This is a genomic window from Bradyrhizobium sp. USDA 3240, from assembly GCF_054063295.1.
In genome coordinates this window covers 3,533,022-3,555,023 of the sequence record NZ_JBSSGD010000002.1, presented here as the reverse complement: position 1 = coordinate 3,555,023, position 22,002 = coordinate 3,533,022, and the positions used below count along the sequence as shown (strand labels likewise).

Here is a 22,002-nt window from a genome sequence, read left to right as displayed (position 1 = left end):
TCAATTTTCAGGCAAATAGCATCAAGCCGAAATCCGGTCGATCAATCAGGTGAAGCAGGCGAGGATCTGCAGCAGTTGTTCGCGGTTTTCCTTGCCGATCTTGTCGGCGACGTGCCGCTCGTGCTCGGCGGCGAGCCGCTTGAATTGCGCCAGCGCGGTCTTGCCGCGCGCGGTCAGATGCAGCGCGTGGGAGCGGCGGTCGGTGGCGGAAGGGATGCGGCTGACGAAGCCGCGTTCTTCCAGGCTGTCGAGCAGATGCACCAGCCGCGCGCGCTCGATCCCGAGCCGCTTTGCGACTGCCATCTGGCTGAGGCCCGGATTGGCCCCGATCACGGTCATGACCGAATATTGGGTCGGGCGGATATCGACGGTCGCCAGTGTCTTGACGAAGTCCTGGAAGATCCAGAGCTGGAAGCGCCGCACCGCATAGCCGGCGTGGCCGACCAGCGCGTCGAGGCCGATGTCGTCGCCGGCATCGCCGTGTGTCCGGCCGTTCGCCGCGCGTGTCTGGGGGCGGCGGATTGCCGCTCCCGTTCCTGCCGCCTTGCGCGACGTCTGTTGCTTGCTCGCCATGCCTCAAGGCTAGCGCGACGGCGTCGCGAGGGAAAGATTGTTGTTGACGACAACAATTGATGTCCGCAACATTATGACCAAAGAGCCCGACCGGGACCGCGGCGCCGCACCTTGTTGCAGCGCGATCCTGATAAGACACGGGCGAGGAGGAAACCATGACGATGGCCGCCAGCGGAGACGATCCGCAACGCCTGTTCGCCACGCCCGCGATCATTGCAGTCAGCCGCGAGGACGGTAGCATCCTCGTCCGCTCCACGACGCCGTTGAAGCCGAGCGCCCGCTGCGTCGGCGACTGGCTCGAGCATTGGGCGCGGCAGGCGCCGGATCGCATCTTCCTCGGTGAGCGCGCCAGCGCCGAAGCGCCCTGGAGCACCGTCAGCTATCGCGATGCGCTCGGAATCGTTCGCCGGACCGCATCGTGGATCCTGGCGCAAGGCCTGAGCACCGAGCGGCCGCTGGTCATCCTCGCCGACAACGGCATCGACCACGCGTTGTTCGCGCTCGCCGCCCAGCATGTCGGCGTGCCCTCGGCCGCGATCTCGCCGGCCTATTCGCTGATGTCGAAAGACTTCGACAAGCTGAAGAGCATGATCAGCCTGCTTGATCCCGGCGCGATCTATGTTGTGGGCACCAAGCCGTTCGCGGCGGCGCTGGCTGCGATCGCGCCGCTGCATCGGGCAACCATCGTCAGCGGCAACCCGGATGATGCTGATGCATTGTCGTTCCGCACTGTCGCGGCGACGCCTGAATCGCCTGATGTCGCCGCCGCCTTCGCTGCGGTGACGCCGGACACGATCGCAAAATTCCTGTTTACCTCGGGCTCGACCGGTACGCCGAAAGCCGTGATCAACACCCAGCGCATGCTGACATCGAGCCAGCAGGCCAAGGCGCAGACCTGGACGTTCCTGGAGCAGACCGGCGAGGCGTTGGTGATTTTGGACTGGCTGCCCTGGAGCCACACCTTCGGCGCCAACCACAATTTCAATCTGGTGCTGTGCAACGGCGGCACGCTTTATATCGACGGCGGCAAGCCGGCGCCCGGCCTGTTCGCGGCCTCGCTCGCCAATCTGCGCAGCGTGGTGCCGACGGTCTATTTCAATGTGCCGCGCGGCTTCGACATGCTGATCGCGGCACTGCGCACCGATGACGAGTTGCGCCGCAAGTTCTTCGAAGGCACCAAATTCGCCTTCTATGCCGGCGCGGCGCTGCCGCAGAATCTGTGGGACGCGCTGGAGGAATTGTCGCTGCAGACGGTCGGCCGCAGGCTTCCGATGGTGTCGGCCTGGGGCTCGACCGAGACCTCGCCGCTGGCGACCGATTGCCACTTCCTCGCTAAACGCTCCGGCAATATCGGCGTGCCGATATCAGGCACCGAGCTTAAGCTCGTGCCGTCGGGCGACAAGCTCGAGGTCCGCGTGCGCGGGCCCAATGTCACGCCGGGCTACTGGAAAGCGCCCGAACTTACCCGAGAGGCCTTCGATGACGAAGGCTTTTACAAGATCGGCGACGCCGTCACCTTCGCCGATCCCGCACGGCCCGATCTCGGCCTGTTCTTCGATGGCCGGGTGGCGGAGGATTTCAAGCTCAATTCCGGCACCTGGGTCAGCGTCGGCACCCTGCGGGTCGCCGGCATCGCGGCGCTGGCGCCGCTTGCGCAGGATATCGTCGTCACCGGCCACGGCCGCGACGAGGTCCGCTTCCTGGTGTTCCCGAACCTCGCCGCCTGCCGTGCGTTGGCGGGCCTGCCCGAAGGCGCCGACGCGAGGGAGGTGATCAGCCATCCGGCGGTCCGTTCCGCGATCGGGCAGGGGCTGGCACGATTGAAGGCGCAGGGCGGCCATTCCTCCGGCCATGCCACCCGGGCGCTGCTGCTCGCCGAGCCCGCTTCGGTCGACGGCGGGGAGATCACAGACAAGGGTTACATCAACCAGCGCGCCGTGCTGACGCACCGCGCCGCGGCGGTGGCAGTGCTGGAGGACGACGGATCGGGTGAGGCGATCCGCTGCGCGGGCTCGTGACGTGATTTGTACCGGTAGAGTGCTGGGAGGACGCCACCGCCGTCGTCCCTGCGAAAGCAGGGACCCATACTCTGCGGCCGACTTTGTGTACAAAGGTCGTCGTTCCGCCGGCGTGAAATAATCAGCATTGGTGGTTATGGGTCCCGGCTCGGAGGCCGGGACGACACCGAATTTGTGGCACGTCTGATGGACCCCACTTGAGCCGTCGGCACCGGTTCCCTGGGGCCTCGCGCCGCACGCGCGCGTTTTTAGTTGCCATAGCAACTAAGCTGTGCGAGTTTCCGCACCCATAGGGACAGGGCCGGTCAACGGCCGCGCTTTCGGGAGGACAATTTTGCGCAGCAGCGCGCGAGCGGCACGCATGGAAGTCCGGGCGAATATCGCGGTGGCGCAGGGCGCCGCCCGCGGTCCCGCCGTGCGGTCAGGTCGTGCTTTGCCCGGTCACGGCGCCGAGATTCTCGTGGAGCCGGCGCAGCAGGTCGATCAGCACCTCGCGCTCGTCCTTTTTCAGGCACGACAGCAGTCGCCGCTCGCGTTCCAGCGCCGCGACGATGACCTTGTCGTGGATGGCGCGGCCGCGCGCGGTCAGGGTGATCGAATGGGTGCGGCCGTCGTCGGGCGCGGTACGAATCGTCAGCAGGCCGCGCTTCTGCAGCGCCGCGAGGTTGCGGCTGACCGGGCCCTTGTCGAAGCCGATCACCTGGCAGATCCGGGAGGCAGGAATCCCCGGCTCGATCGCCAGTTGCGAGATGATTCGCCACTCGGTGACGTTGACGCCGAAATTCTTCTGGTAAAATGCGGTGGCGCTGTTCGACAGCTTGTTGCCGATGAAGGTGATGAACGCCGGCACATAGCGATTGAGGTCCAGCAGCGGGCCATCGGTGGCATCTGCGGGATCGGCCGGTTTGGGCCGGCGGGGCTTTCGGGGGAGGGGCTGGCTGCTCATTTATCAAATCATCGCTGCGAAACTGTTCGGGAGCAATAGACATGCGGCCCGTATTGACAAGATCAAACCTCGGGAGGTCCCGATGACTGCAACAGAAGCTGCGTCCGTCCCGCATCTCGACGTCGATCCGTTCGCGCTCGAGTTCTTCGCCGACCCGTTCCCGACCCATGAACGGCTGCGCGAGGCCGCACCCGTGGTCTATCTCGACAAGTGGAATGTCTATGGCGTGGCGCGCTATGCCGAGGTCCATGCGGTCCTGAACGATCCCGCGACCTTCTGCTCCAGCCGCGGCGTGGGCCTCAGCGACTTCTCCAGGGAGAAGCCCTGGCGGCCGCCGAGCCTGATCCTGGAGGCCGACCCGCCGGCGCATACCCGCACCCGCGCGGTGCTGAGCAGCGTGCTGTCGGCGACCGTGATGAAGCAGCTTCGCGGGCGATTTGCCGCGGCGGCGGAGGCCTGCATCGATGCGCTGCTGGAGAAGCGCCGTTTCGATGCGATCGAGGACCTCGCGGAAGCCTATCCGCTGTCGATCTTCCCGGATGCGCTGGGCCTGCGGCCGGAGGGCCGCGAGAATCTGCTGCCTTACGCAAGCCTGGTGTTCAACGCCTTCGGGCCGCCGAACGAACTGCGCAAGCAGGCGATCGAGCGCTCTGCGCCGCACCAGGCCTATATTTCCGAACAGTGTCAGCGCGACAATCTCACCCCGGGTGGTATTGGCGCCTGCATCCACGCCCATGTCGATAGCGGCGCCATTACCGCGACCGAAGCGCCGCTGCTGGTGCGCTCGCTGCTCTCGGCCGGTCTCGACACGACCGTCAACGGCATCGGCGCCGCCGTCTACTGCCTCGCCCGCTTCCCCGACCAGTTCCAGAAGCTCCGCGGCGATCCGACGCTGGCGCGCAACGCCTTCGAGGAAGCCGTGCGGTTCGAAAGTCCGGTCCAGACCTTCTTCCGCACCACGACCCGCGACGTGGAGCTCGGAGGGGCCACCATTCCCGAAGGCGAGAAGGTGCTGATGTTCCTGGCCGCGGCCAATCGTGATCCGCGCCGCTGGGACGCGCCCGATAGCTACGACATCACGCGTCGTACCTCGGGCCATGTCGGCTACGGTTCGGGCATCCACATGTGTGTCGGCCAACTGGTCGCCCGCCTCGAAGGCGAGGTGATGATGGCGGCGCTGGCGCGTCGTGTCGCCAGGATCGAAATCACTGGCGAGCCGAAGCGGCTTTTCAACAACACGCTACGCGGGCTCAGCAGCCTGCCGGTCGAGATCACGCCGGCCTGACGAGACGCTCAATACCGGCAAAGGAAGCATGGGAGGGGATACGATGACGAGCTTTGGGGTTGGGCGATTTGGGATCGGACTTGCGCTGGCATTGGCCTGTGCCGCCGGCAGCGCACGCGCGGAAATTTCCGACAATGTCGTGCGCGTCGGCGTGCTCAACGACATTTCCGGCATCTTCCAGGACACCAACGGCATGGGTTCGGTGGAAGCCGCGCGGATGGCGGCAGAGGATTTCAACGGCGGCGGCAAGGGCATCAAGGTCGAGATCGTCTATGCCGATCACCAGAACAAGGCCGACGTCGGCTCCGCGATCGCGCGCAAATGGCTCGATGTCGAAGGCGTCGACGCCATCGTCGACGTGCCGAACTCGGCGGTCGGCCTCGCGATCAACACCGTGCTGCGCGACTCCCGGATGACGTTCCTGGCGTCGTCGACCGCAAGCTCCGACCTCACCGGCAAGGCCTGCTCGCCGAACACCATTCAATGGGTCAACGACGCCTGGGCGACCGGCAACACCACGGCGGCCGCGATGATGCAGCGTGGCGGCAAGGACTGGTACTTTGTGACCGTCGACTACGCACTCGGCAAAGGCATTGAAGCGGAGGCGACGAACTACATCGAGAAGCACGGCGGCAAGGTGCTGGGATCGAGCAAGCATCCGCTCGGCACGTCGGACTTCGCGTCCTTCCTGCTGCAGGCGCAGAATTCGAAGGCAAAGGTGGTCGGCCTCGCCAATGCCGGCGGCGACACCATCAACGCGGTGAAGCAGGCGGCCGAGTTCGGCATCCAGGAGGGCGGCCAGACCATGGTCGCGTTCCTGCTGTTCGTGAACGACGTCCACGGCATGGGCCTGAAGGTCGCGCAGGGCCTGCAACTGCTCGAGGCCTTCTACTGGGACATGAACGACGACACCCGCGCGTTCGCAAAGCGCTTTGCCGCGCGGCCCGGCATGAACGGCAAGATGCCGAGCGGCAACCAGGCCGGCGTCTACGCCTCGACGCTCGCCTATCTCAACGCCGTCGCCGCCACCGGCAGCGACGACGCCAAGGTCGTGGTGCCGCAGATGAAGACCTTCAAGGGCAAGGACAGACTGTTCGGCGACACCACGATCCGCCAGGACGGCCGCGTCATCCACCCGATGTACCTGTTCGAGGTGAAGAAGCCGGAGGAGTCGAAGCATCCCTACGACTACTACAAGCTGATCGCAACCATCCCGGCCGAGCAGGCGTTCCGGCCGATCGCCGATGGCGGGTGCGCCTTGGTGAAGTGAGCCGCCGGCCGCGCGCGCATCCTCCCCTGGAGGGGGAGGATCGGTTTGCATGAAATGCAAACCGAGGTGGGGTGAAAGTCCCTCCAGTCGAGCAGTGCCCGTGTTGAGAGATCACCCCACCCCGGATCGCACGTCGCTTCGCTCGTTGCGATCCGACCCTCCCCCCTCCAGGGGAGGGTGAGGTGCTCTACACACGGCGTACCGGGTGGAGGGACCGCAGCCCCTCACTCGGATCGCATTTCGCTCTGCTTCATGCGTTCCGGCCTCTCCCACAAAGGGAGAGGCGAACCGAGTTCGTTGCGCGAGAATTGGCCGTTACTACGCCGCCTTCGCCGCCCCGTCGGCAGCCTTCACCCGCCCCAGCATCTCGGCTGCCGTCATCACATGCGCCGTTGAGAACGCGAGGATCGTCAGCGTGGCGCGCTGCACCTGTTCGGCTGATAGTGCGCCCTGGCCGACATCCGGATAGTCGAACGTGCCCGTCGCATCCGACAGGAACACGACCTTGTAGTTGTGGAACATGGCGTCGCGCGCGGTGGCGTGGCAGCAGTTCTCGGTCGTCGTCCCCGAAATGATGACCGTCGTGATGCCCCATTCGCGCAGGATGAGGTCGAGGTCGGTGGCGAAGAAGGCGCTGTAGCGGTGCTTCTTGATGACGTGCTCGCCCGGTGCCGGTGCAAGATCATTGAAGATCTCGACGCCCGCGGTGCCATCGACCAGCGACGACCGGTCGGCGATCGGCGAATAGAGATCGTCATAGAGCCCCATGTCGCTGCCGTCGCGACGATGTACATGCGCCGTGTAGACGACGCGGATGCCCTTGTCGCGGCAGGCCTTCAGCGTCTGCGCCAGCCGGGGCACCATGGCGGCGGCTTGCGCCGAACGCAGCTTGGCGCCCTCGGCCACGAAATCGTTCTGCATGTCGACCACGATCATGACGGTGCGGTCGGGATCGATGATGTCGCATTGGTAGCCCATTTGATGTCTCCTCTCCTGGTGGGAGACATTTTCTACGCCGGTTCCTGCGGCGGTTCTTGGCTGTGCGGGCCAATCGCTGGACTCTGCTTGCCAGACAGGCGGTAGACGCCGAATATCCCGCTGCCGGGTTGGGCGGGAGCAAGGCCAATGCAGACCCCAGATCACGCAGTCGTCGCGCAAACGCTTGTTGCGCCGGGTGACAGCTTCGACCGCTGGCATCACGTCACCTGCCGCGAATTCTCGCTGACCGAATGCCGCCGCGTCGCGGACGAGGCATTTCAGGCAGCGATCTCGATCCGCCATTTCGGGCCGCTCGCGATCAACGACATCTGGTCGTCGACGCCGGCCGCGGACCGGATCCGGGTGATGCGCAGCGCGAGCGACGTCCGCAGGGATCCGCGCGACTATTTCATGCTGTGGCTGACGCTGCGCGGCGAGGTCGGCTTCGCGCAGGGCGGACGCGAGGTGCGGATGCGCCGCGGCGATCTCATGCTGCATGACCAGGCGCAGCCGTTCACGCTCGAATTCGCGCCGAGCGCGCGTTCGATCATGGTGTCGATCCCGCGGCCGCTGCTGCTCGCGCGCCTGCCGGATGCGCAGCGGTTGACGGCACGACGGGTCGGCAACGCGTCAAAAGTGGGCGCGCTGGCGGGATCGTTGATCCGCCGGCTGACGCGCCTCGACGACGAGGCCGGGCCCGCGGCGAACCGGCTTGGCGCCTCAGTGCTCGATATCTTCGCAACCACGCTCCAGACCGAGCTGACGGACGAGGTGCCGCAGCGCGGCGACGAACGGCTGGCGCGGATCAAGGCCTACATCCTGGCCCATCTCGACGATCCCGAACTCGATCTCGATACGATTGCGACCGCGCAGAACATGGCGCCGCGCACGCTCAATCGCCTGTTCGCGCGCGAAGGCACGACGCCGATCCGCTGGCTCTGGCAGCAGCGCCTCGCCGGCGCCTACCAGGCGCTGGCCGAACGGCGCTTCAGCCACGTCACCGATGCGGCGCTCAGCTTCGGCTTCAGCGACGTCTCGCATTTCAGCCGCGCCTTCAAGGCCGCGTTCGGCCGCTCGCCGCATCAAGTGATGGGGTGAGGGGCGGGGCGTCCTCTCGTTACGGCGCGCAGGCAAAACTCGCGGCCGCGGTGACCGGTCCTGCCTTGTAATGCGGCCATGCGGGCCAGCGGCAAAGCGGCAGCGCACGGACTGTGTCGAAGGCCGGCGCCTCGGTCTTCTGCTCGCGCACTTCGAGATCGCCGGGCGCCTTGCCGTTCTCGACCCAATCGACCAGCACGGCCAGCATGTCGACATTGGCGGGTGCGCCGGAGCCGACATGGTCGACGCCGGGCGCAGTGTAGAGCCGGGCGAACTCCGCGACCTTGTCCTTGCCGAGCGTCTTCTCGACGTTCTCGAAGTAGCGGATGCCGGCATAGGGGCTTTGCGCGTAGTCGGACATGTGTTCGAGGATCACGAGCTTGCCGCCGTGGGCGTGGAAGCGCGTGAGGTCCGGATCGGTGGAATCCATCAGCGCGGAGACCTCCAGCACGCGCGCCTTGTGGTCCTCGGGCTTGTAGGTCGTGACGTCGAGTTTCGGATTGCGGGCGAAGACATATTGCATGCCGCCGGCGCCATAGATCCAGGCGATGCCGTTGGTCGGAGCCGGTGGCTGTGCCGGCGCCGCGCTGCCGAGCCACCAGGCCTTCCAGCCGCCGGTCGGGCCGAACGCCGGCGTATTCTCGCCCGACACGCCCCAGCCGGGATAGTCGTCGAGGCCGTTGGCGAGCAGGAACGAGAATTTATACGGCGCATGCAGCGTCTCGATCGCGGCAATCTGCTTGTCGGTCAGGCAGTCGTCGCCGCTGTGGCCCGCGGCGCATGCCAGCGTCGCCGGCTTGAACGCGGACTTGCAGCCGACGGGGTCCTGCACCAGTGCGTCGTCGGAACCGTCCTGCGTGTCGCAAGCCCTGAGCACGGCGTCGGCGACGAGCTTGACCTGCGCCGGCCTGATCCAGCCGTCGCCCATGGTCACGAGGCCGGAGCGGGTGCCAGCATGCTGCAATCCGACCCAGTTGATGACAGGCACGCGCGCGAAAATGCCGTCGAAATCGTCGGGGTAACGCTGCGCCATGGTCAGCGCCTCGCGGCCGCCTTCGGACGATCCCATGAAATACGTCTTCGCCGGCGGCTTGCCGTAGGCGCGGACGGTCAGTGCCCGCGCGGCGTCGCGCACTTTCTTGTAGGCCTCGTGCGAAAAATTCGCGAACGCCTCGTCGTTGAGCGAGAACAGCTGCGGCGGCTCGCCGGGCTTCTGCTCGTGGCCGGAGTCGGTGCCGACGGTCACAAAGCCGAGTGCCAGCGGCGAGGCCTTGTCGAATGGATAGGCCGGCGGCAGGCCGAGGCCTGATATCAGCACGCCATTGAAGCCGCCGCCGCCATATTGCAGCGAGCGGCCGTCCCACTCCACTGGAAGGTTGACCTCGAATTTGATCGGCGGCGCGGCAGGATCGGTCGGGGTGATCTGCCCGAGCACCTTGCAGAACGCGGGATTGGCCGGGATGATGCGCGCCGCGGGCGTCGGCGCTTTCTCGGCGGCCGAGAGCGGCGATGGTGCCTGGAGTGTGGCGCTGTCGATCTTGACGGCGCCGTCGGCGGGACCGGCAAGGCCGCTGCAGGTTGCCGCGGGATCACCGGTCATTCTGGTCGCAAATGCGGCCGAAGCGCACGACATCAATGTGACAAGCGAAGCCGCGAACGCCCATGTGCGCGCATTGATCCGCATCGTTTCCTCCCCATGCAATATTGTTGCTATGGCAAGTATTTCACGCGCTATCTTGCCGCACAATGGTTTGAACGTAGTTCCGTCATCCCCGCGCAAAGGCTTCGCCTTTGTCGCTGGAGGTGCGAGCGGAGCGAGCCTCGAAGGATGAATCGGCCACCAGCCGGGCCGTCGACCCTTCGAGGGCCGCCGAAGAGGCGGCCACCTCCAGCGACAACGGCAAAGCCGTTGCGCGGGGGTGCCGGTCCAGACTGTCTGAGATGGGGGCCGCGCCGAGCAGCGCCTACTGCGCGACCTTGCTGCTGCCTTGCGTGATCAGCCGTGCGGCGCGCTGGTCGCGGGTGTGGATCCAGAGCCAGTTCATCGCCACCGCAATCCGATGCCGCACGCCGATCAGGAAGTAGATGTGGGCGAGGCCCCAAATCCACCATGCCAGTGAGCCGCGCAGCTTGAGCCAGCCGAAATCGATCACCGCCTTCTTCTTGCCGATCTGCGCGAGGCTGCCGGCATGCTTGTAGCGGAATGGCGGCAGCGTCTTGCCGTCGAGCCGCGCCTTGATCAGTGCGGCGACGTAGCGCCCCTCTTGCTTTGCCGCCGGCGCGATGCCGGGCACCGGATTGCCGTCGGGGTCCTTGATCGTGACGGTGTCGCCGACCGCGAAGATGTCGGGATGACCAGGCACCGTCAGATCGGGCTCGACCTGCAGTCGATGGGCGCGATCGGCCGGCGCGTTCAGCCATTCGGCGGCGCGCGAGGCGCGCACGCCGGCGGCCCAGACGATGGTGCGCGCCTCCAGCCTGTTGCCACCGAACACGACGCCGTCGGCCGAGCATTCGGTGACCGGCTCGCCCAGCATCACCTCGACGCCGAGTTTTTCCAACGACGCCTGCGCGTAGGCCGAGAGATCGTCCGGGAAGCCGGCCAGCACGCGCGGGCCGGCCTCGATCAACACCACGCGCGCCTTGCGCGTGTCGATGTGACGGAAGTCTTGCGGCAGCGTGTCCTTGGCGAGGTCGGCGATGGTGCCGGCCATCTCGACGCCGGTCGGCCCGGCGCCGATGATGACGAAGGTGAGCAGCGCCGCGCGCTTGTCGGGATCGGTCTCGCGCTCGGCGCGCTCGAAAGCGACCAGGATACGCCGCCTGAGTGTCGTCGCGTCCTCCAGCGTCTTCAGGCCGGGCGCGAACGGCTCCCATTCGTCATGGCCGAAATAGGCGTGGCGCGCGCCGGTGGCGAGGACCAGCGTGTCGTAGGGAATGCTGCCGCCGTCATCGAGCTGCACTTGCTTCGCCGCCGCGTCGACGCCGCAGACATTGGCGAACAGCGTCGTCACCTCGGGCCGGTCGCGCAAGAGATAGCGGATCGGCCAGGCGATCTCGCTGGTCGCAAGCGACGCGGTCGCGACCTGATAGAGCAGCGGCTGGAACAGATGGTGGTTGCGGCGGTCGATCAGCGTGATCTCGACCGGCGCGCCTGCGAGACCGAAGGCGGCTTCCAGCCCGCCGAAGCCGGCGCCGACGATCACCACGCGATGAGGTTTGGCCGGCGCTTGCGTCATCTGATGTCGCCCTCGGTTTCGAACGGCTTCGTCATCTGATTATGTAGTCATTCGCAGCCTCATTCCAACACGAAATGCCCGATCGCCCGATAGCGAAACCCAATCACTGCGTGCCTCACGCGTCCTGCGGCGCAGTCGTGGCGACGACCCGCCGCCGCATCGGCAGGAACAGTCCCGCGACCGCGCCGGCGAACGACAGCGTTGCCGCAAGGCTCATCGCCGCAGCGAATCCGCTCGTGAAATGTCCGGACGAATCGGCCGTGCCATTGGCAGTGAAGCTCGCCACCAGCGCCGCGATGCCGAACATGCCGCCGAGGAAGCGGCCCATGTTGAAGATACCAGATGCCTTGCCCATCTCGCTGACCGCGACCGCGCTCAGCACCGCGTTCTGTGCGGCCGGCATCGCCATCGAGACGCCGACGCCGGCGAGCATCAGCGGCGCGATCAGTGCGGAGTAGGGCACCGACGGGCTCACGATCTCGCCGATCCAACCGAGCCCGATTGCCTGCATCAGGAGACCGGTGACCACGAGCGTGCGTTCGCCGAACCGGTTGACCACGGCGCCGGCGATCGGCGCCGTGACGAACAATGTCGCCGTCCACGGCAGCAGGCGCAGCCCGGCACCGAAGGCGTCAAAGCCGAGCGCGATCTGCAGGAACTGCGGCAGCAGGAACAGCACGCCATACATCGCGGCGTAGAACAGCACGCTTGCGGCGATGCCGGCCGCGAACGGTCTGGCAGCGAACAGCCGCATCGGCACCATCGGGCTGGTCGCTCGCAGCTCCCACAGCACGAAGATCACCGCCAGCGCGATGCCGGCGATCAGCGCGCCCGTCACCTCCGCGCTCGCCCATCCGGCGCTGTTGCCGCGCAACAGGCCCCAGACCAGCGCCAGCGCCGCGAGCGCGACCAGCGACAATCCGGCGATATCGAGCGGCGCCGTCGGCCCAAAACTCTCGCGCAGGCGCGCCATCACGAGGGCGATCGCGACGAGGCCTATCGGCAAATTGATCCAGAAGATCCAGCGCCAGCCGAGATGCTCGGTAATGAAGCCGCCGATCGCGGGGCCGATGATCAGCGCGCATCCGGTGATGCCGCTGAAAATGCCGAGAGCGCGGGCGCGCTCCTCGCGGCCGAAGGCACCGCTCAGGATCGCCATCGCCAGCGGCATCACCAGCGCCGCGCCTGCGCCCTGCAGGGCGCGCGCGACGATCAATGCCGCGGCGTTGCCGGCCAGCGCGCAGGCCGCGGACGCCACGACGAACAGGCCGATCCCGGCCGCGAACATCCGACGCCGCCCAAAACGGTCGCCGAGCGCCGCGCCGGTCAGGAGCAGCACCGCGAAGGTCAGATTGAAGGCATTGACGGTCCATTGCAGCGTCTCGACGGCGCTGCCGAAATCGGCGCGGATGGTGGCGAAGGCCGTGGTCATGATCATGGCGTCCAGCGCCATCATGAAGGATGCCAGCGCGGTGAGGCCGAGCACCCAGCGCTGCTCGGCGCGCTGCTGTGAGGTTTGCATGGTGGTTCTCCGTTGGCGCACCGCAAGGTTGCGGCGCGCTTCGCAGGCCAGGACGAACCGGAGCGGGCAAAGGATGCGGCCGAAGAATTATTTTTGCCGGACCGCATCCTTTGGCCGCCGGCAAACGTCCTTAGGGCTGACGCGGCCGGTTCAGGCCGAAAACCGAGGCCAAGGAGGCTGCGATGAGACGGACCCTGATCAGGTACAAGACCAAGCCCGAAATGGCGGAGAAGAATGCCGCGCTGGTTGCGGCGGTGTTCGCCGAACTGAAGGCGGCCAATCCGGACGGCGTGCGCTATTTGACCCTGCGACTGGAGGACGACACCTTCATCCACATGGTCGAGACCGCGGCCGATGACGGCTCGAGCCCGATCCCGAAGCTGGCGGCGTTCCAGACCTTCCAGGACGGCATCCGCGATCGCTGCGCCGAGCCGCCGCTGGTTCGTAGTGCTGTGATTGTCGGAAATTATCGTATGCTGGATGCGCCGTGAACCGACCGGCTTTGAACCGACTGGCCTTGAAGCGATCTGGCGGAGCCATCATGACGTCACCACCCCAGGCGCCGGCCGAGGTCGACGCGCTGCTGGCGGCGATGCGGCCAAGGCTGCATCGCTACTGCGCCCGCATGGTCGGATCGGTCATCGACGGCGAGGATGTGCTGCAGGACGCGCTGATCAAGGCGATGGAAGCGTTCGCGTCCGCAGGCCCGATCCAGCATCCGGAGGCCTGGCTGTTCCGGATCGCGCACAACACCGCGCTCGATTTCCTCAGGCGGCGCAACCGCCAGGACGCGCTCCACGCGCCGGAGGAGGTGGACATGATGGCCGGAGAGCTTGACGACGTCAGCCGCCGCGAGATCGCAGCAAGCAGCCTGCGCACCTTCATGCGGTTGCCGGTGGCGCAGCGCTCCAGCGTGATCCTGATGGACGTGCTCGGCTGCTCGTTGCAGGAAGTCTGCGGCATCATGGATTTCAGCCTGCCCGCGGTGAAGGCCGCGCTGCATCGCGGACGTACGCAACTGCGGGCGTTCGCCCGCGAGCCCGACGAGGCGCCGCGGCCCGGCCTGTCGCCGGCCGATCGCAACCGGCTGAATGCCTATGTCGGCCGCTTCAACGCTCACGACTTCGATGCCATCCGCGCCATGATCGCCGATGACATCAGGCTCGAGCTCGTCAACAAGACACGTCTGAACGGCAAGGCCGAGGTGTCACGCTACTTCGGCAATTATGCGAAGATCGACGATTGGCACCTGGTGACCGGACAGGTCGAGGGCCGTCCCGCGATCCTGGTGTTCGATCCGAACGCCCAGGGTGGGCCGCCGCGATCGTTCATGCTGCTCGACTGGTCGGCCGACAAGGTCGCGACGATCAGGGACTTCCGCCACGCGGCTTACGCGATCGACGGCGCCGAATGGGCGGTGGATCAAGGGTAAGCGGCTATCAGCGCGTGGCGCAGTGACCGCGCCACAAACTGACTGTCGTCCCGGACAAGCGAAGCGCGATCCGGGACCCATAACCACGCATGGGAATTGTCTTGTATCGCTGGGGCCCCAGCGTCCTTCAACAATCCAGGCCTGTTTTATGGGTCCCTGCTTTCGCAGGGACGACAGCCACTACCGCGTCTTGCCGCCGAACTCGCCTTTGGCGATCCGCGCGACGCGGCTGCCGGCTGCGGCGGGGGCGCTGCTTCTTTCAAACAGCCCATCGCCGCTGCTCTCACGCGGCAACGGCGGCGCTTCTTCGGAGCGGCCGCCCGGCCAGAACGTCAGGACGAGGTTCATCGCGGCATTGGCGAGCGCACCGACCACCGTTCCGGCGTGCTGGTAGGTCAGCGCATATTCGGGAAATCGTCCGGCAATGGCTTTGTCGAGCACGATGAGGGCGATCCATGCCGCCATCACGCAGACCGGATCCCATCCGATGTCACGCACCCGCATCGACTGCAGCATGAAGCAGACGACGAGCATGCCGTAGAAGGAAAAGATCAGCGCGGGGCTGTTCGACGCCTGCGCCAGCAGCACGTCCGTCCTGCCGCGCGGCACATTGCCCGTGATCCCGTAGACCAGCATCACAAAGCCAAGGCCCACGACGAGGGTGCAGAAGAAAAAGGCCAACCGGCCCATCCGGGCATTGAAGCCGAAGATGTAATTCAGCATGTGACGCACCCCTTTGGGCCCAGCCTCGCCCGGTGATGCTTTCAAGACCATGAAGCCCGCGAGCGCTTGCCGGCCCGTGGTTTCCGGGTGCTTTACCGGATCGTTAAAGCCTGCGGCTGTGGGCGGGCGCCGGTCGCTGGCATTGCGCCGGGCCCTGCGACAATCGTTGCCTACGCAACCGGCATTATATTTCTTGCAATGGTCGATTTGGACGAATTATGATGCAAGGTGCTGGGGTATGCGCCGAAGGTTCTAATTGGGTGCCGTCGGTTCATGCTTGCTGCACACTTGCGATATCGCGCACAAAACACGTCACAGAACGGCGCGCGCAAAGCGTGACCCCCGGGCCATCGTGATCAAGCCTGGCGGGATCTTTGGTTGAGGAGGGGAGTGAATATGAAAAAGGCATTCTGGCTGGCAGGCGCCATGGCTCTGGCGCTCGCGCAGCCCGCGACGGCGGCTGACAGCGTCAAGATCGGCTTTGTCTCGACCTTCAGCGGTCCGACCGCCGTGATCGGCAACGACATGCGCAATTCGTTCGAGCTCGCGCTCGACCATCTCGGCCGCAAGATCGACGGCAAGCCGGTCGAGGTGATCTACGAGGACGACCAGCAGAAGCCTGATGTGGGCAAGCAGAAGACCGAGAAGCTGGTGCAGTCCGACAAGGTCGACTTCATCGTCGGCTACATCTGGTCGAACGTGCTGCTGGCGTCGCTGAAGACCGCGGTCGATTCGAAAACCTTCCTGATCTCGGCCAACGCCGGTCCGTCGCAGCTCGCCGGCGAATTGTGCTCGCCTTACGTGTTCTCGACCTCGTGGCAGAACGACCAGACGCCTGCCGCGATGGGCCTCTACATGAACCAGAAGGGCGTCAAGTCGGTGTTCCTGATCGGCCCGAACTACGCCGCCGGCAAGGACATGCTCGCGGGCGTGAAGAGCACCTTCAAGGGTGAGGTGGTCGGCGAGGAATACACGGTGTGGCCGAGCCAGCTCGACTTCTCCGCCGAATTGACCAAGGCGCGCAACTCCAAGGCCGAGTCGATCTTCGTGTTCTATCCCGGCGCCGCCGGCGTCCAGTTCCTGAACCAGTACGCCCAGGCCGGCATCAAGGCGCAAATCCCGCTCTATACCGCGTTCACCGTCGACGAATTGTCGCTGCCGCTGCAGAAGGACAACGCGATCGGCATTCCCGGCGCGCAGGAATGGGTCAACGACCTGCCGAACGCCGAGAACAAGAAGTTCGTCGAGGACTATCGCAAGAAGTATCCCGGCCTGCGTCCGACCTATTACGGCGCCCAGGCCTATGACGCCGCCCAGCTGATCAACAGCGCGGTCGTCGCGGTGAAGGGCGACCTCACCAAGAAGGACGCCATGAAGGCCGAGATGGAGAAGGCCAACTTCAAGTCGCTGCGCGGCCCGTTCAAGTATGGCAACAACCACATCCCGATCCAGAACTTCTATCTGCAGGACGTGGTCAAGGACGCCGACGGCCAGCTCTCGCTGAAGACGGTCGCGACCATCGTCAAGGACGACCAGGACAAGTTTCACGACAAGTGTTCGATGAAGTGATCTTCGGGCAATTCTGGCCCGTGGCTTGCTTTCTTCACCTCGCCCCGCTCTTGCGGGGAGAGCATAGGCCGCCTCCGGCGGCCGTTCTTGACGAAGGACGCCGAAGCGCAGCTTCGGCTATGCGCGAAGCGATTGGGTGAGGGGCTCCTTCCGCGAATCCGGTTTGTGGAGCTACCCCTCACCCCAACCCTCTCCCCGCAAGAGCGGGGCGAGGGAGAACACGCAGCGAGCAATGCGGCGGTGGGCATGCACTGCCGCTGTTTTTTTAGGGATGATGTAGCCTCACGATGTATCTCGTCGTCGAACAACTGCTGAACGGCCTGCAATTCGGCCTGCTGCTGTTTCTGCTGGCGGCCGGACTGACGCTGGTGTTCGGCATCATGGATTTCGTCAACCTGGCGCACGGCTCGCTCTACATGATGGGCGCCTATTTCGCGGCGACTTTCGTGGCCTGGACCGGAAGCTTCGTGCTCGGTGCGCTGCTGGCGCTGGGCGCGACGCTCTTGCTCGGCATCGTGCTCGAATATGTCGCGCTCCGGCATCTCTACGGCCGCGACCATCTCGACCAGGTGCTGGCGACGTTCGGCCTGATCCTGTTCTTCAACGACGCCGTCCGGCTGATCTGGGGCCCGGCCGGCCTCGCGCTGCCGCTGCCGGCCTGGCTCACCGTGCCGGTGCAGATCATTCCCGGCGTGTATTACCCGGCCTACCGGCTGATGATCATCGTGGTCGCGCTGGCGGTTGCAGCGATGCTCTATCTCGTCGTGATGCGCACCCGCGTCGGCATGCTGATCCGCGCCGGCGCCTCCAACCGCGAGATGATCGGGGCGCTCGGCATCAACATCAAGCTGTTGTTCACGCTGGTGTTCGGCTTGGGGGCCGCGCTCGCCGGTCTCGCCGGGCTGATGCAGGCGCCGATCCTCACCGTGCAGATCGGGATGGGCGAGAACATCCTGATCCTCGCCTTCGTCATCATCGTGATCGGCGGCATCGGCTCGATCCGCGGCGCCTTCATGGCAGCGATCTTCGTCGGCATCATCGACACGATGGGCCGTGCGTTCCTGCCCGACCTGCTGCGCAAGGTGCTGAGCGGGGCGGCGGCCTCGACCGCCGCGCCGGCGCTGTCCTCGATGCTGATCTATCTCCTGATGGCGATCATCCTTGTGCTGCGGCCCGAAGGGCTGTTCCCGGCGGCCAAACGATGACGCCCAAGCTCAACGCCTCCAATGCGGTCGCGGCGCTGCTGTGCGCCGCCTTGGTCCTGCTGCCGGTCTATTCGGCCGTCACTGGCAATATCTTCATCCTGACGCTGTTCACCCGCATCGCGATCTATGCGCTGGCGGCCGCGAGCCTCAACCTGATCATGGGCTATGGCGGCATGATGAGCTTCGGCCATGCCGCCTATCTCGGCATCGGCGGCTATGCCGTCGGCATCCTCGCCGCCGAGGGCATCGGTTCCGGCTTCATCCAGTGGCCGGTGGCGCTCGCGGTCTCGGCGCTGTTTGCGCTGTTGATCGGCGCGCTCAGCCTGCGTACCCGTGGTGTCTATTTCATCATGATCACGCTGGCCTTTGCGCAGATGGCCTATTACGTCGCCTCCGCATTGTCGCGCTACGGCGGCGACGACGGGCTCACCGTCTACAAGCGCAGCGATTTCGCCGGCCTGATCAATCTGTCCGACCGTACGCAGTTCTATTATCTCTGCCTCGGCTGCCTGTTCGGCGGCCTCTATCTGATCTGGCGCATCGTCAATTCGCGCTTCGGCCTCGTGGTGCAGGGCGTCCGCTCCAACGAGCAGCGCATGCAGGCGATCGGCTTCCACGCCAACCGCTATCGCCTGGTCTGTTTCGTGATCGCAGGCACGATCTGTGGCCTCGCCGGTGCGCTGCTTGCCAACAACACCGACTTCGTCAGCCCCGCCGTGATGTACTGGACCCGGTCCGGCGACCTGATGGTGATGGTGATCCTCGGCGGCATGGGCTCGCTGTTCGGCCCTGTCGTCGGCGCGATCGTCTATCTCCTGCTCGAGGAGCTGCTGTCGCAGTTCACCGAATATTCGGGACTGATCCTGGGCCCGGTGCTGCTGTTGATCGTGCTGTTCGCGCGCGGCGGCATCATGGGCCTGCTCGGGAGGATGAGTCGTGGTTGATCCCTTGCCAAATCCCTTGCTCCGCGTCGACAATCTTGTGCGCCGCTATGGCGGCATCACCGCGACCGACAACCTCTCGATGGAGGTCATTCCGGGCGAGCTGCACGCCATCATCGGCCCCAACGGCGCCGGCAAGACCACGCTGATCAGCCAGCTCACCGGGCAGGTGATGCCGAATTCCGGCACCATTTGCTTCGCCGGCCGCGACGTCACGAGCCTGCCGTCCTACAAGCGCTCTAGGCTCGGGCTGGCGCGCTCGTTCCAGATCACCTCGCTGCTGAAGGATTTTTCCGCGATCGACAATGTCGCGCTCGCCGCGCAGGCGCATGACGGCCATTCGTTCCGCTTCTGGGGCAATGCGCGCAAGGAGCGGCAGCTGCGCGACACCGCCCGCGCGGCGCTGGAACGCGTCGGCCTCGGCAAGCGCGCCGATATCGTGGTGTCGCAATTGAGCCATGGCGAGCAGCGCGAACTCGAGCTCGCGGTCGCGCTCGCCACCAAGCCGCAGCTTCTGCTGCTCGACGAGCCGATGGCTGGCCTCGGCGTCACGGAGTCGGCGCGGATGGTCGCGTTACTGAAGGAGCTGCGCAAGGAAGTCACCATCGTGCTGGTCGAGCACGACATGGAGGCGGTGTTCGCGCTCGCCGACCGCATCACGGTCCTGGTCTATGGCCGCGTCATCGCCTGCGGCGTGCCGGATGCGATCCGCAAGGACGAAAAGGTCAAGCGCGCCTATCTCGGCGATCAGCATGCGGTGACGCGCCATGGCTGAGACGAACACCGCTGAAACGTTGCTCGAAGTCGATGGGATCGAGACCTGCTACGGGTTGAGCCAGGTGCTGTACGGCCTGTCGTTGCAGATCAAAGCGGGAGAGATGGTCGCGCTGATGGGCCGCAACGGCATGGGCAAGACCACCACCATCCGCTCGATCATGGGCCTGACGCCGGCGCGTGGGGGCGCCATCCGCTTCGCCGGCGAGGCGGTGCACGGCCTGCCGTCGTACAAGATCGCAAAGCTCGGCATCGGCCTCGTGCCGGAAGGACGCCAGATCTTTCCGAATCTCACGGTGCGCGAAAACCTCGTCGCGGCATCAGGCAATAGGCTGAATGCCTCCGATCCGTGGACGATCGACAAGATCCATGCGCTGTTCCCGCGGCTCGCCGAACGCACCGGCAATATGGGCGTCACCCTGTCCGGCGGCGAGCAGCAGATGCTTGCGATCGGCCGCGCGCTGATGACCAACCCGAAGCTCCTGATCCTCGACGAGGCCACCGAAGGCCTGGCGCCCTTGATCCGCGACGAGATCTGGAGCTGTCTGTCGATGCTGAAGGGACGCGGGCAGTCGGTGCTGGTGATCGACAAGAACGTCGGCAACCTCACCCGTATCGCCGACCGCCACTACATCATCGAGCGTGGCAAGACGGTGTGGAGCGGGACGAGCAAACAGCTGATCGCCGAGCCGGATCTGCAGCACAAGTATCTGGGGATTTGAGGCGGAGCAGGTGCGCTCACTCCATCCCCGTCATCCTGAGGAGCGCGTCTTCGCGCGTCTCGAAGGATGCCGGCCCGGCTGGTGGCCGTCGAGCCCTCGAGACGCGCTTCGCGCTCCTCAGGGTGACGGGTCAGGTGGTTGTGCCGCGGTGAGGTCAAAACATCTCGAAATATTCGCGCTGCTCCCAGTCCGACACCTCGGCCTGGAAGCGTTCGATCTCCGCGTTCTTGATGAAGACGTAATAGTCGACGAACTCGGGCCCGAGCGCCTGGCGGAAGAACGGATCGTCTTGAAGCGCAAACACGGCTTCGCGCAGCGATTTCGGCAACAGCGCTGCCTTGGTCTCATAGGGCGTGTCGGCGGACGGGCCGGGATCGAGCTTGCGGTCGACGCCGTCGAGGCCAGAAAGAATTTGCGACGCCATGTAGAGATACGGATTCGCCGCCGGCTCGCCGATCCGGTTCTCCAGCCGCGTTGCCGGATCGCCCGCGCCGCCGAGCACGCGGATCATCACGCCGCGGTTGTCGCGGCCCCAGATCGCGCGATCCGGCGCCAGCGAATAGGAGCGATAGCGCTTGTAGCCGTTGATGGTCGGCGTCGTGAACACGGTCGAGGCGCGTGCATGCTCGATCAGGCCGGCCAGCCAGGCGCGGCCGAGCGCGCTTAAGGGCTCGCCGGCTTCCTTCGGCATGAAGACGTTCTCGCCGTTGGCGCGCGATACCAGCGATTGATGCAGATGCCAGCCCGAGGCGAACACGTTCGGCAGCTTGGGTCGGCACATGAAGGTCGCGTGATAGCCGTGGCGGCGCGCGATCTGCTTCACGGCGGAGCGGAACAGCACCATGATGTCGGCGGGTGCAAGCCCCACGGTCGGCGCGAAGGTGAATTCGCATTGGCTCGGACCGAACTCGACCTCGACCGTGCGCAACGGCAGGTCGAGCGCGATGATGTCGCGGCGGATGATTTCGAGCGCCGGCTCCATCTGATCGTAGCGCTGCTCGGTGAGGTACTGATAGCCATGCGACAGTAGGCTGACCGACGGCGGCCGCCCGGGCTGGCCGGCATCCTCCGGCGCCATGTGGGCGTCGTCGAGCTTGAACAGATGGAATTCGACCTCGAGGCCGGCGACGAAATCGTAGCCGCGGCTTCCGAGCTGATCGAGCACCTTGCGATAGAGGTTGCGGGTCGCGAACGGCACCGGCCGTCCGTCGCTGAAATAGAGGTCGCAGAGCAGCCAGCCGGTGTTCTCCGCCCAGGGCAGCACGCGGAACGTGGTGGGGTCGGCGACCATCAGCACGTCGGCCGCGCCCTCCATCTCCTTCATGCCGAAGCCGCCGCCTGCGGTGAACACCGGAAACACCGTTTTGTGCGAGGTGTCCTTGGCGAGCATCGTCGTGGTGATAGAGCAGCCGCCCTCCAGCGAGCGCACCGCTTCGCTCGCGATCAAGGTCTTGCCGCGCAGGATGCCGTGCTGGTCGGGGAACGAGAGGCGGATGACTTCGAGGTTCTTCTCCTCGACGATGCGGCGGAGGCGGTTCGCGGCCTCCTTCTGCTCATCCGACCACAGGCCGTGACGCTCGACGAAGCTCATCGCGTCACTCCTTTGTTGCTGTCGTTCCGGGATGGTCCGAAGGACCAGACCACAGATGCGCACTGCGCATCGGGGAACCTCGAGATTCCGGGTTCGATGCTGCCGCATCGCCCCGG

The 22,002-nt window shown here is 65.6% G+C and carries 19 protein-coding genes; 11 read left to right on the top strand and 8 right to left on the bottom strand.

All coding sequences use genetic code 11. The features are described from left to right. Nucleotides 1-45: 45 nt before the first annotated feature. Nucleotides 46-573, bottom strand: coding sequence for a MarR family winged helix-turn-helix transcriptional regulator (locus ACVIGA_RS17545; RefSeq protein WP_456667329.1), 528 nt, complete (start codon nt 571-573; stop codon nt 46-48). Nucleotides 574-728: 155 nt separating this feature from the next. On the opposite strand from ACVIGA_RS17545, the gene ACVIGA_RS17540 reads away from it, so the two are divergent. Next, nucleotides 729-2,591 carry a feruloyl-CoA synthase gene (locus tag ACVIGA_RS17540; RefSeq protein ID WP_456667328.1) on the top strand — a complete coding sequence of 621 codons (1,863 nt, stop codon included), beginning with the start codon at nt 729-731 and terminating at the stop codon, nt 2,589-2,591. Nucleotides 2,592-3,012: 421 nt separating this feature from the next. On the opposite strand, the gene ACVIGA_RS17535 is transcribed toward ACVIGA_RS17540, so the two are convergent. Beyond that, nucleotides 3,013-3,537, bottom strand: a complete 525-nt coding sequence (locus ACVIGA_RS17535; RefSeq protein WP_223974993.1) for a MarR family winged helix-turn-helix transcriptional regulator — start codon at nt 3,535-3,537, stop codon at nt 3,013-3,015. Nucleotides 3,538-3,619: 82 nt separating this feature from the next. Here ACVIGA_RS17535 and ACVIGA_RS17530 point away from each other — a divergent pair, with 82 nt between their 5' ends. Together ACVIGA_RS17530 and ACVIGA_RS17525 are read left to right on the top strand one after the other, a co-directional pair. Next, nucleotides 3,620-4,822, top strand: a complete 1,203-nt coding sequence (locus ACVIGA_RS17530) for a cytochrome P450 (RefSeq protein WP_456667327.1) — start codon at nt 3,620-3,622, stop codon at nt 4,820-4,822. A gap of 43 nt (nt 4,823-4,865) precedes the next feature. Continuing rightward, complete coding sequence (locus tag ACVIGA_RS17525) at nt 4,866-6,092, top strand: ABC transporter substrate-binding protein (RefSeq protein ID WP_456667326.1); 1,227 nt, start codon at nt 4,866-4,868, stop codon at nt 6,090-6,092. Nucleotides 6,093-6,410: 318 nt separating this feature from the next. On the opposite strand, the gene ACVIGA_RS17520 is transcribed toward ACVIGA_RS17525, so the two are convergent. Then, a complete protein-coding gene (locus ACVIGA_RS17520) occupies nt 6,411-7,070 on the bottom strand; it encodes a cysteine hydrolase family protein (RefSeq protein WP_456667325.1) in 660 nt (219 codons plus the stop codon). A gap of 147 nt (nt 7,071-7,217) precedes the next feature. Here ACVIGA_RS17520 and ACVIGA_RS17515 point away from each other — a divergent pair, with 147 nt between their 5' ends. Further along, nucleotides 7,218-8,168: an AraC-like ligand-binding domain-containing protein gene (locus ACVIGA_RS17515; RefSeq protein ID WP_456667324.1), complete on the top strand. Its 951-nt coding sequence runs from the start codon at nt 7,218-7,220 to the stop codon at nt 8,166-8,168. A 19-nt stretch (nt 8,169-8,187) separates the two neighbouring features. Here ACVIGA_RS17515 and ACVIGA_RS17510 read toward each other — a convergent pair whose 3' ends face one another. The 3 genes from ACVIGA_RS17510 to ACVIGA_RS17500 all read right to left on the bottom strand — a co-directional run bounded on the left by ACVIGA_RS17510 (nt 8,188) and on the right by ACVIGA_RS17500 (nt 12,929). Then, a complete protein-coding gene (locus tag ACVIGA_RS17510; protein ID WP_456670829.1) occupies nt 8,188-9,801 on the bottom strand; it encodes a tannase/feruloyl esterase family alpha/beta hydrolase in 1,614 nt (537 codons plus the stop codon). A 331-nt stretch (nt 9,802-10,132) separates the two neighbouring features. Continuing rightward, a complete protein-coding gene (locus tag ACVIGA_RS17505) occupies nt 10,133-11,407 on the bottom strand; it encodes an NAD(P)/FAD-dependent oxidoreductase (RefSeq protein ID WP_456667323.1) in 1,275 nt (424 codons plus the stop codon). A 115-nt stretch (nt 11,408-11,522) separates the two neighbouring features. Further along, nucleotides 11,523-12,929, bottom strand: a complete 1,407-nt coding sequence (locus tag ACVIGA_RS17500) for an MFS transporter (protein ID WP_456667322.1) — start codon at nt 12,927-12,929, stop codon at nt 11,523-11,525. Between the two features lie 182 nt (nt 12,930-13,111). On the opposite strand from ACVIGA_RS17500, the gene ACVIGA_RS17495 reads away from it, so the two are divergent. Together ACVIGA_RS17495 and ACVIGA_RS17490 are read left to right on the top strand one after the other, a co-directional pair. Further along, on the top strand, nt 13,112-13,420 hold the full coding sequence (locus ACVIGA_RS17495) for a hypothetical protein (RefSeq protein WP_456667321.1): 309 nt from the start codon (nt 13,112-13,114) through the stop codon (nt 13,418-13,420). A 50-nt stretch (nt 13,421-13,470) separates the two neighbouring features. After that, nucleotides 13,471-14,361: a sigma-70 family RNA polymerase sigma factor gene (locus tag ACVIGA_RS17490; RefSeq protein WP_456667320.1), complete on the top strand. Its 891-nt coding sequence runs from the start codon at nt 13,471-13,473 to the stop codon at nt 14,359-14,361. A 180-nt stretch (nt 14,362-14,541) separates the two neighbouring features. On the opposite strand, the gene ACVIGA_RS17485 is transcribed toward ACVIGA_RS17490, so the two are convergent. Next, nucleotides 14,542-15,084 (bottom strand): DUF805 domain-containing protein, encoded by a 543-nt coding sequence (locus tag ACVIGA_RS17485; RefSeq protein WP_456667319.1) that lies wholly within the window; start codon nt 15,082-15,084, stop codon nt 14,542-14,544. Nucleotides 15,085-15,480: 396 nt separating this feature from the next. Between ACVIGA_RS17485 and ACVIGA_RS17480 the strand changes: the two genes are divergently transcribed. From ACVIGA_RS17480 to ACVIGA_RS17460, 5 genes are all read left to right on the top strand, one after another. Beyond that, nucleotides 15,481-16,653, top strand: a complete 1,173-nt coding sequence (locus tag ACVIGA_RS17480; protein WP_050426229.1) for an ABC transporter substrate-binding protein — start codon at nt 15,481-15,483, stop codon at nt 16,651-16,653. Between the two features lie 287 nt (nt 16,654-16,940). Further along, nucleotides 16,941-17,858: a branched-chain amino acid ABC transporter permease gene (locus ACVIGA_RS17475; protein ID WP_097673862.1), complete on the top strand. Its 918-nt coding sequence runs from the start codon at nt 16,941-16,943 to the stop codon at nt 17,856-17,858. Next, nucleotides 17,855-18,802: a branched-chain amino acid ABC transporter permease gene (locus ACVIGA_RS17470; protein ID WP_223974929.1), complete on the top strand. Its 948-nt coding sequence runs from the start codon at nt 17,855-17,857 to the stop codon at nt 18,800-18,802. The genes ACVIGA_RS17475 and ACVIGA_RS17470 overlap by 4 nt, the downstream gene beginning before the upstream one ends. A gap of 4 nt (nt 18,803-18,806) precedes the next feature. Next, the gene (locus ACVIGA_RS17465) at nt 18,807-19,574 is read left to right on the top strand and encodes an ABC transporter ATP-binding protein (RefSeq protein ID WP_456670828.1); all 768 of its coding nucleotides are present in this window, start codon (nt 18,807-18,809) and stop codon (nt 19,572-19,574) included. Further along, a complete protein-coding gene (locus ACVIGA_RS17460) occupies nt 19,567-20,295 on the top strand; it encodes an ABC transporter ATP-binding protein (protein ID WP_456667318.1) in 729 nt (242 codons plus the stop codon). Before ACVIGA_RS17465 ends, ACVIGA_RS17460 begins: the two co-directional genes overlap by 8 nt. Nucleotides 20,296-20,449: 154 nt before the next feature. On the opposite strand, the gene ACVIGA_RS17455 is transcribed toward ACVIGA_RS17460, so the two are convergent. Further along, nucleotides 20,450-21,886 (bottom strand): glutamine synthetase family protein, encoded by a 1,437-nt coding sequence (locus ACVIGA_RS17455; protein WP_456667317.1) that lies wholly within the window; start codon nt 21,884-21,886, stop codon nt 20,450-20,452. Nucleotides 21,887-22,002: the final 116 nt, after the last annotated feature.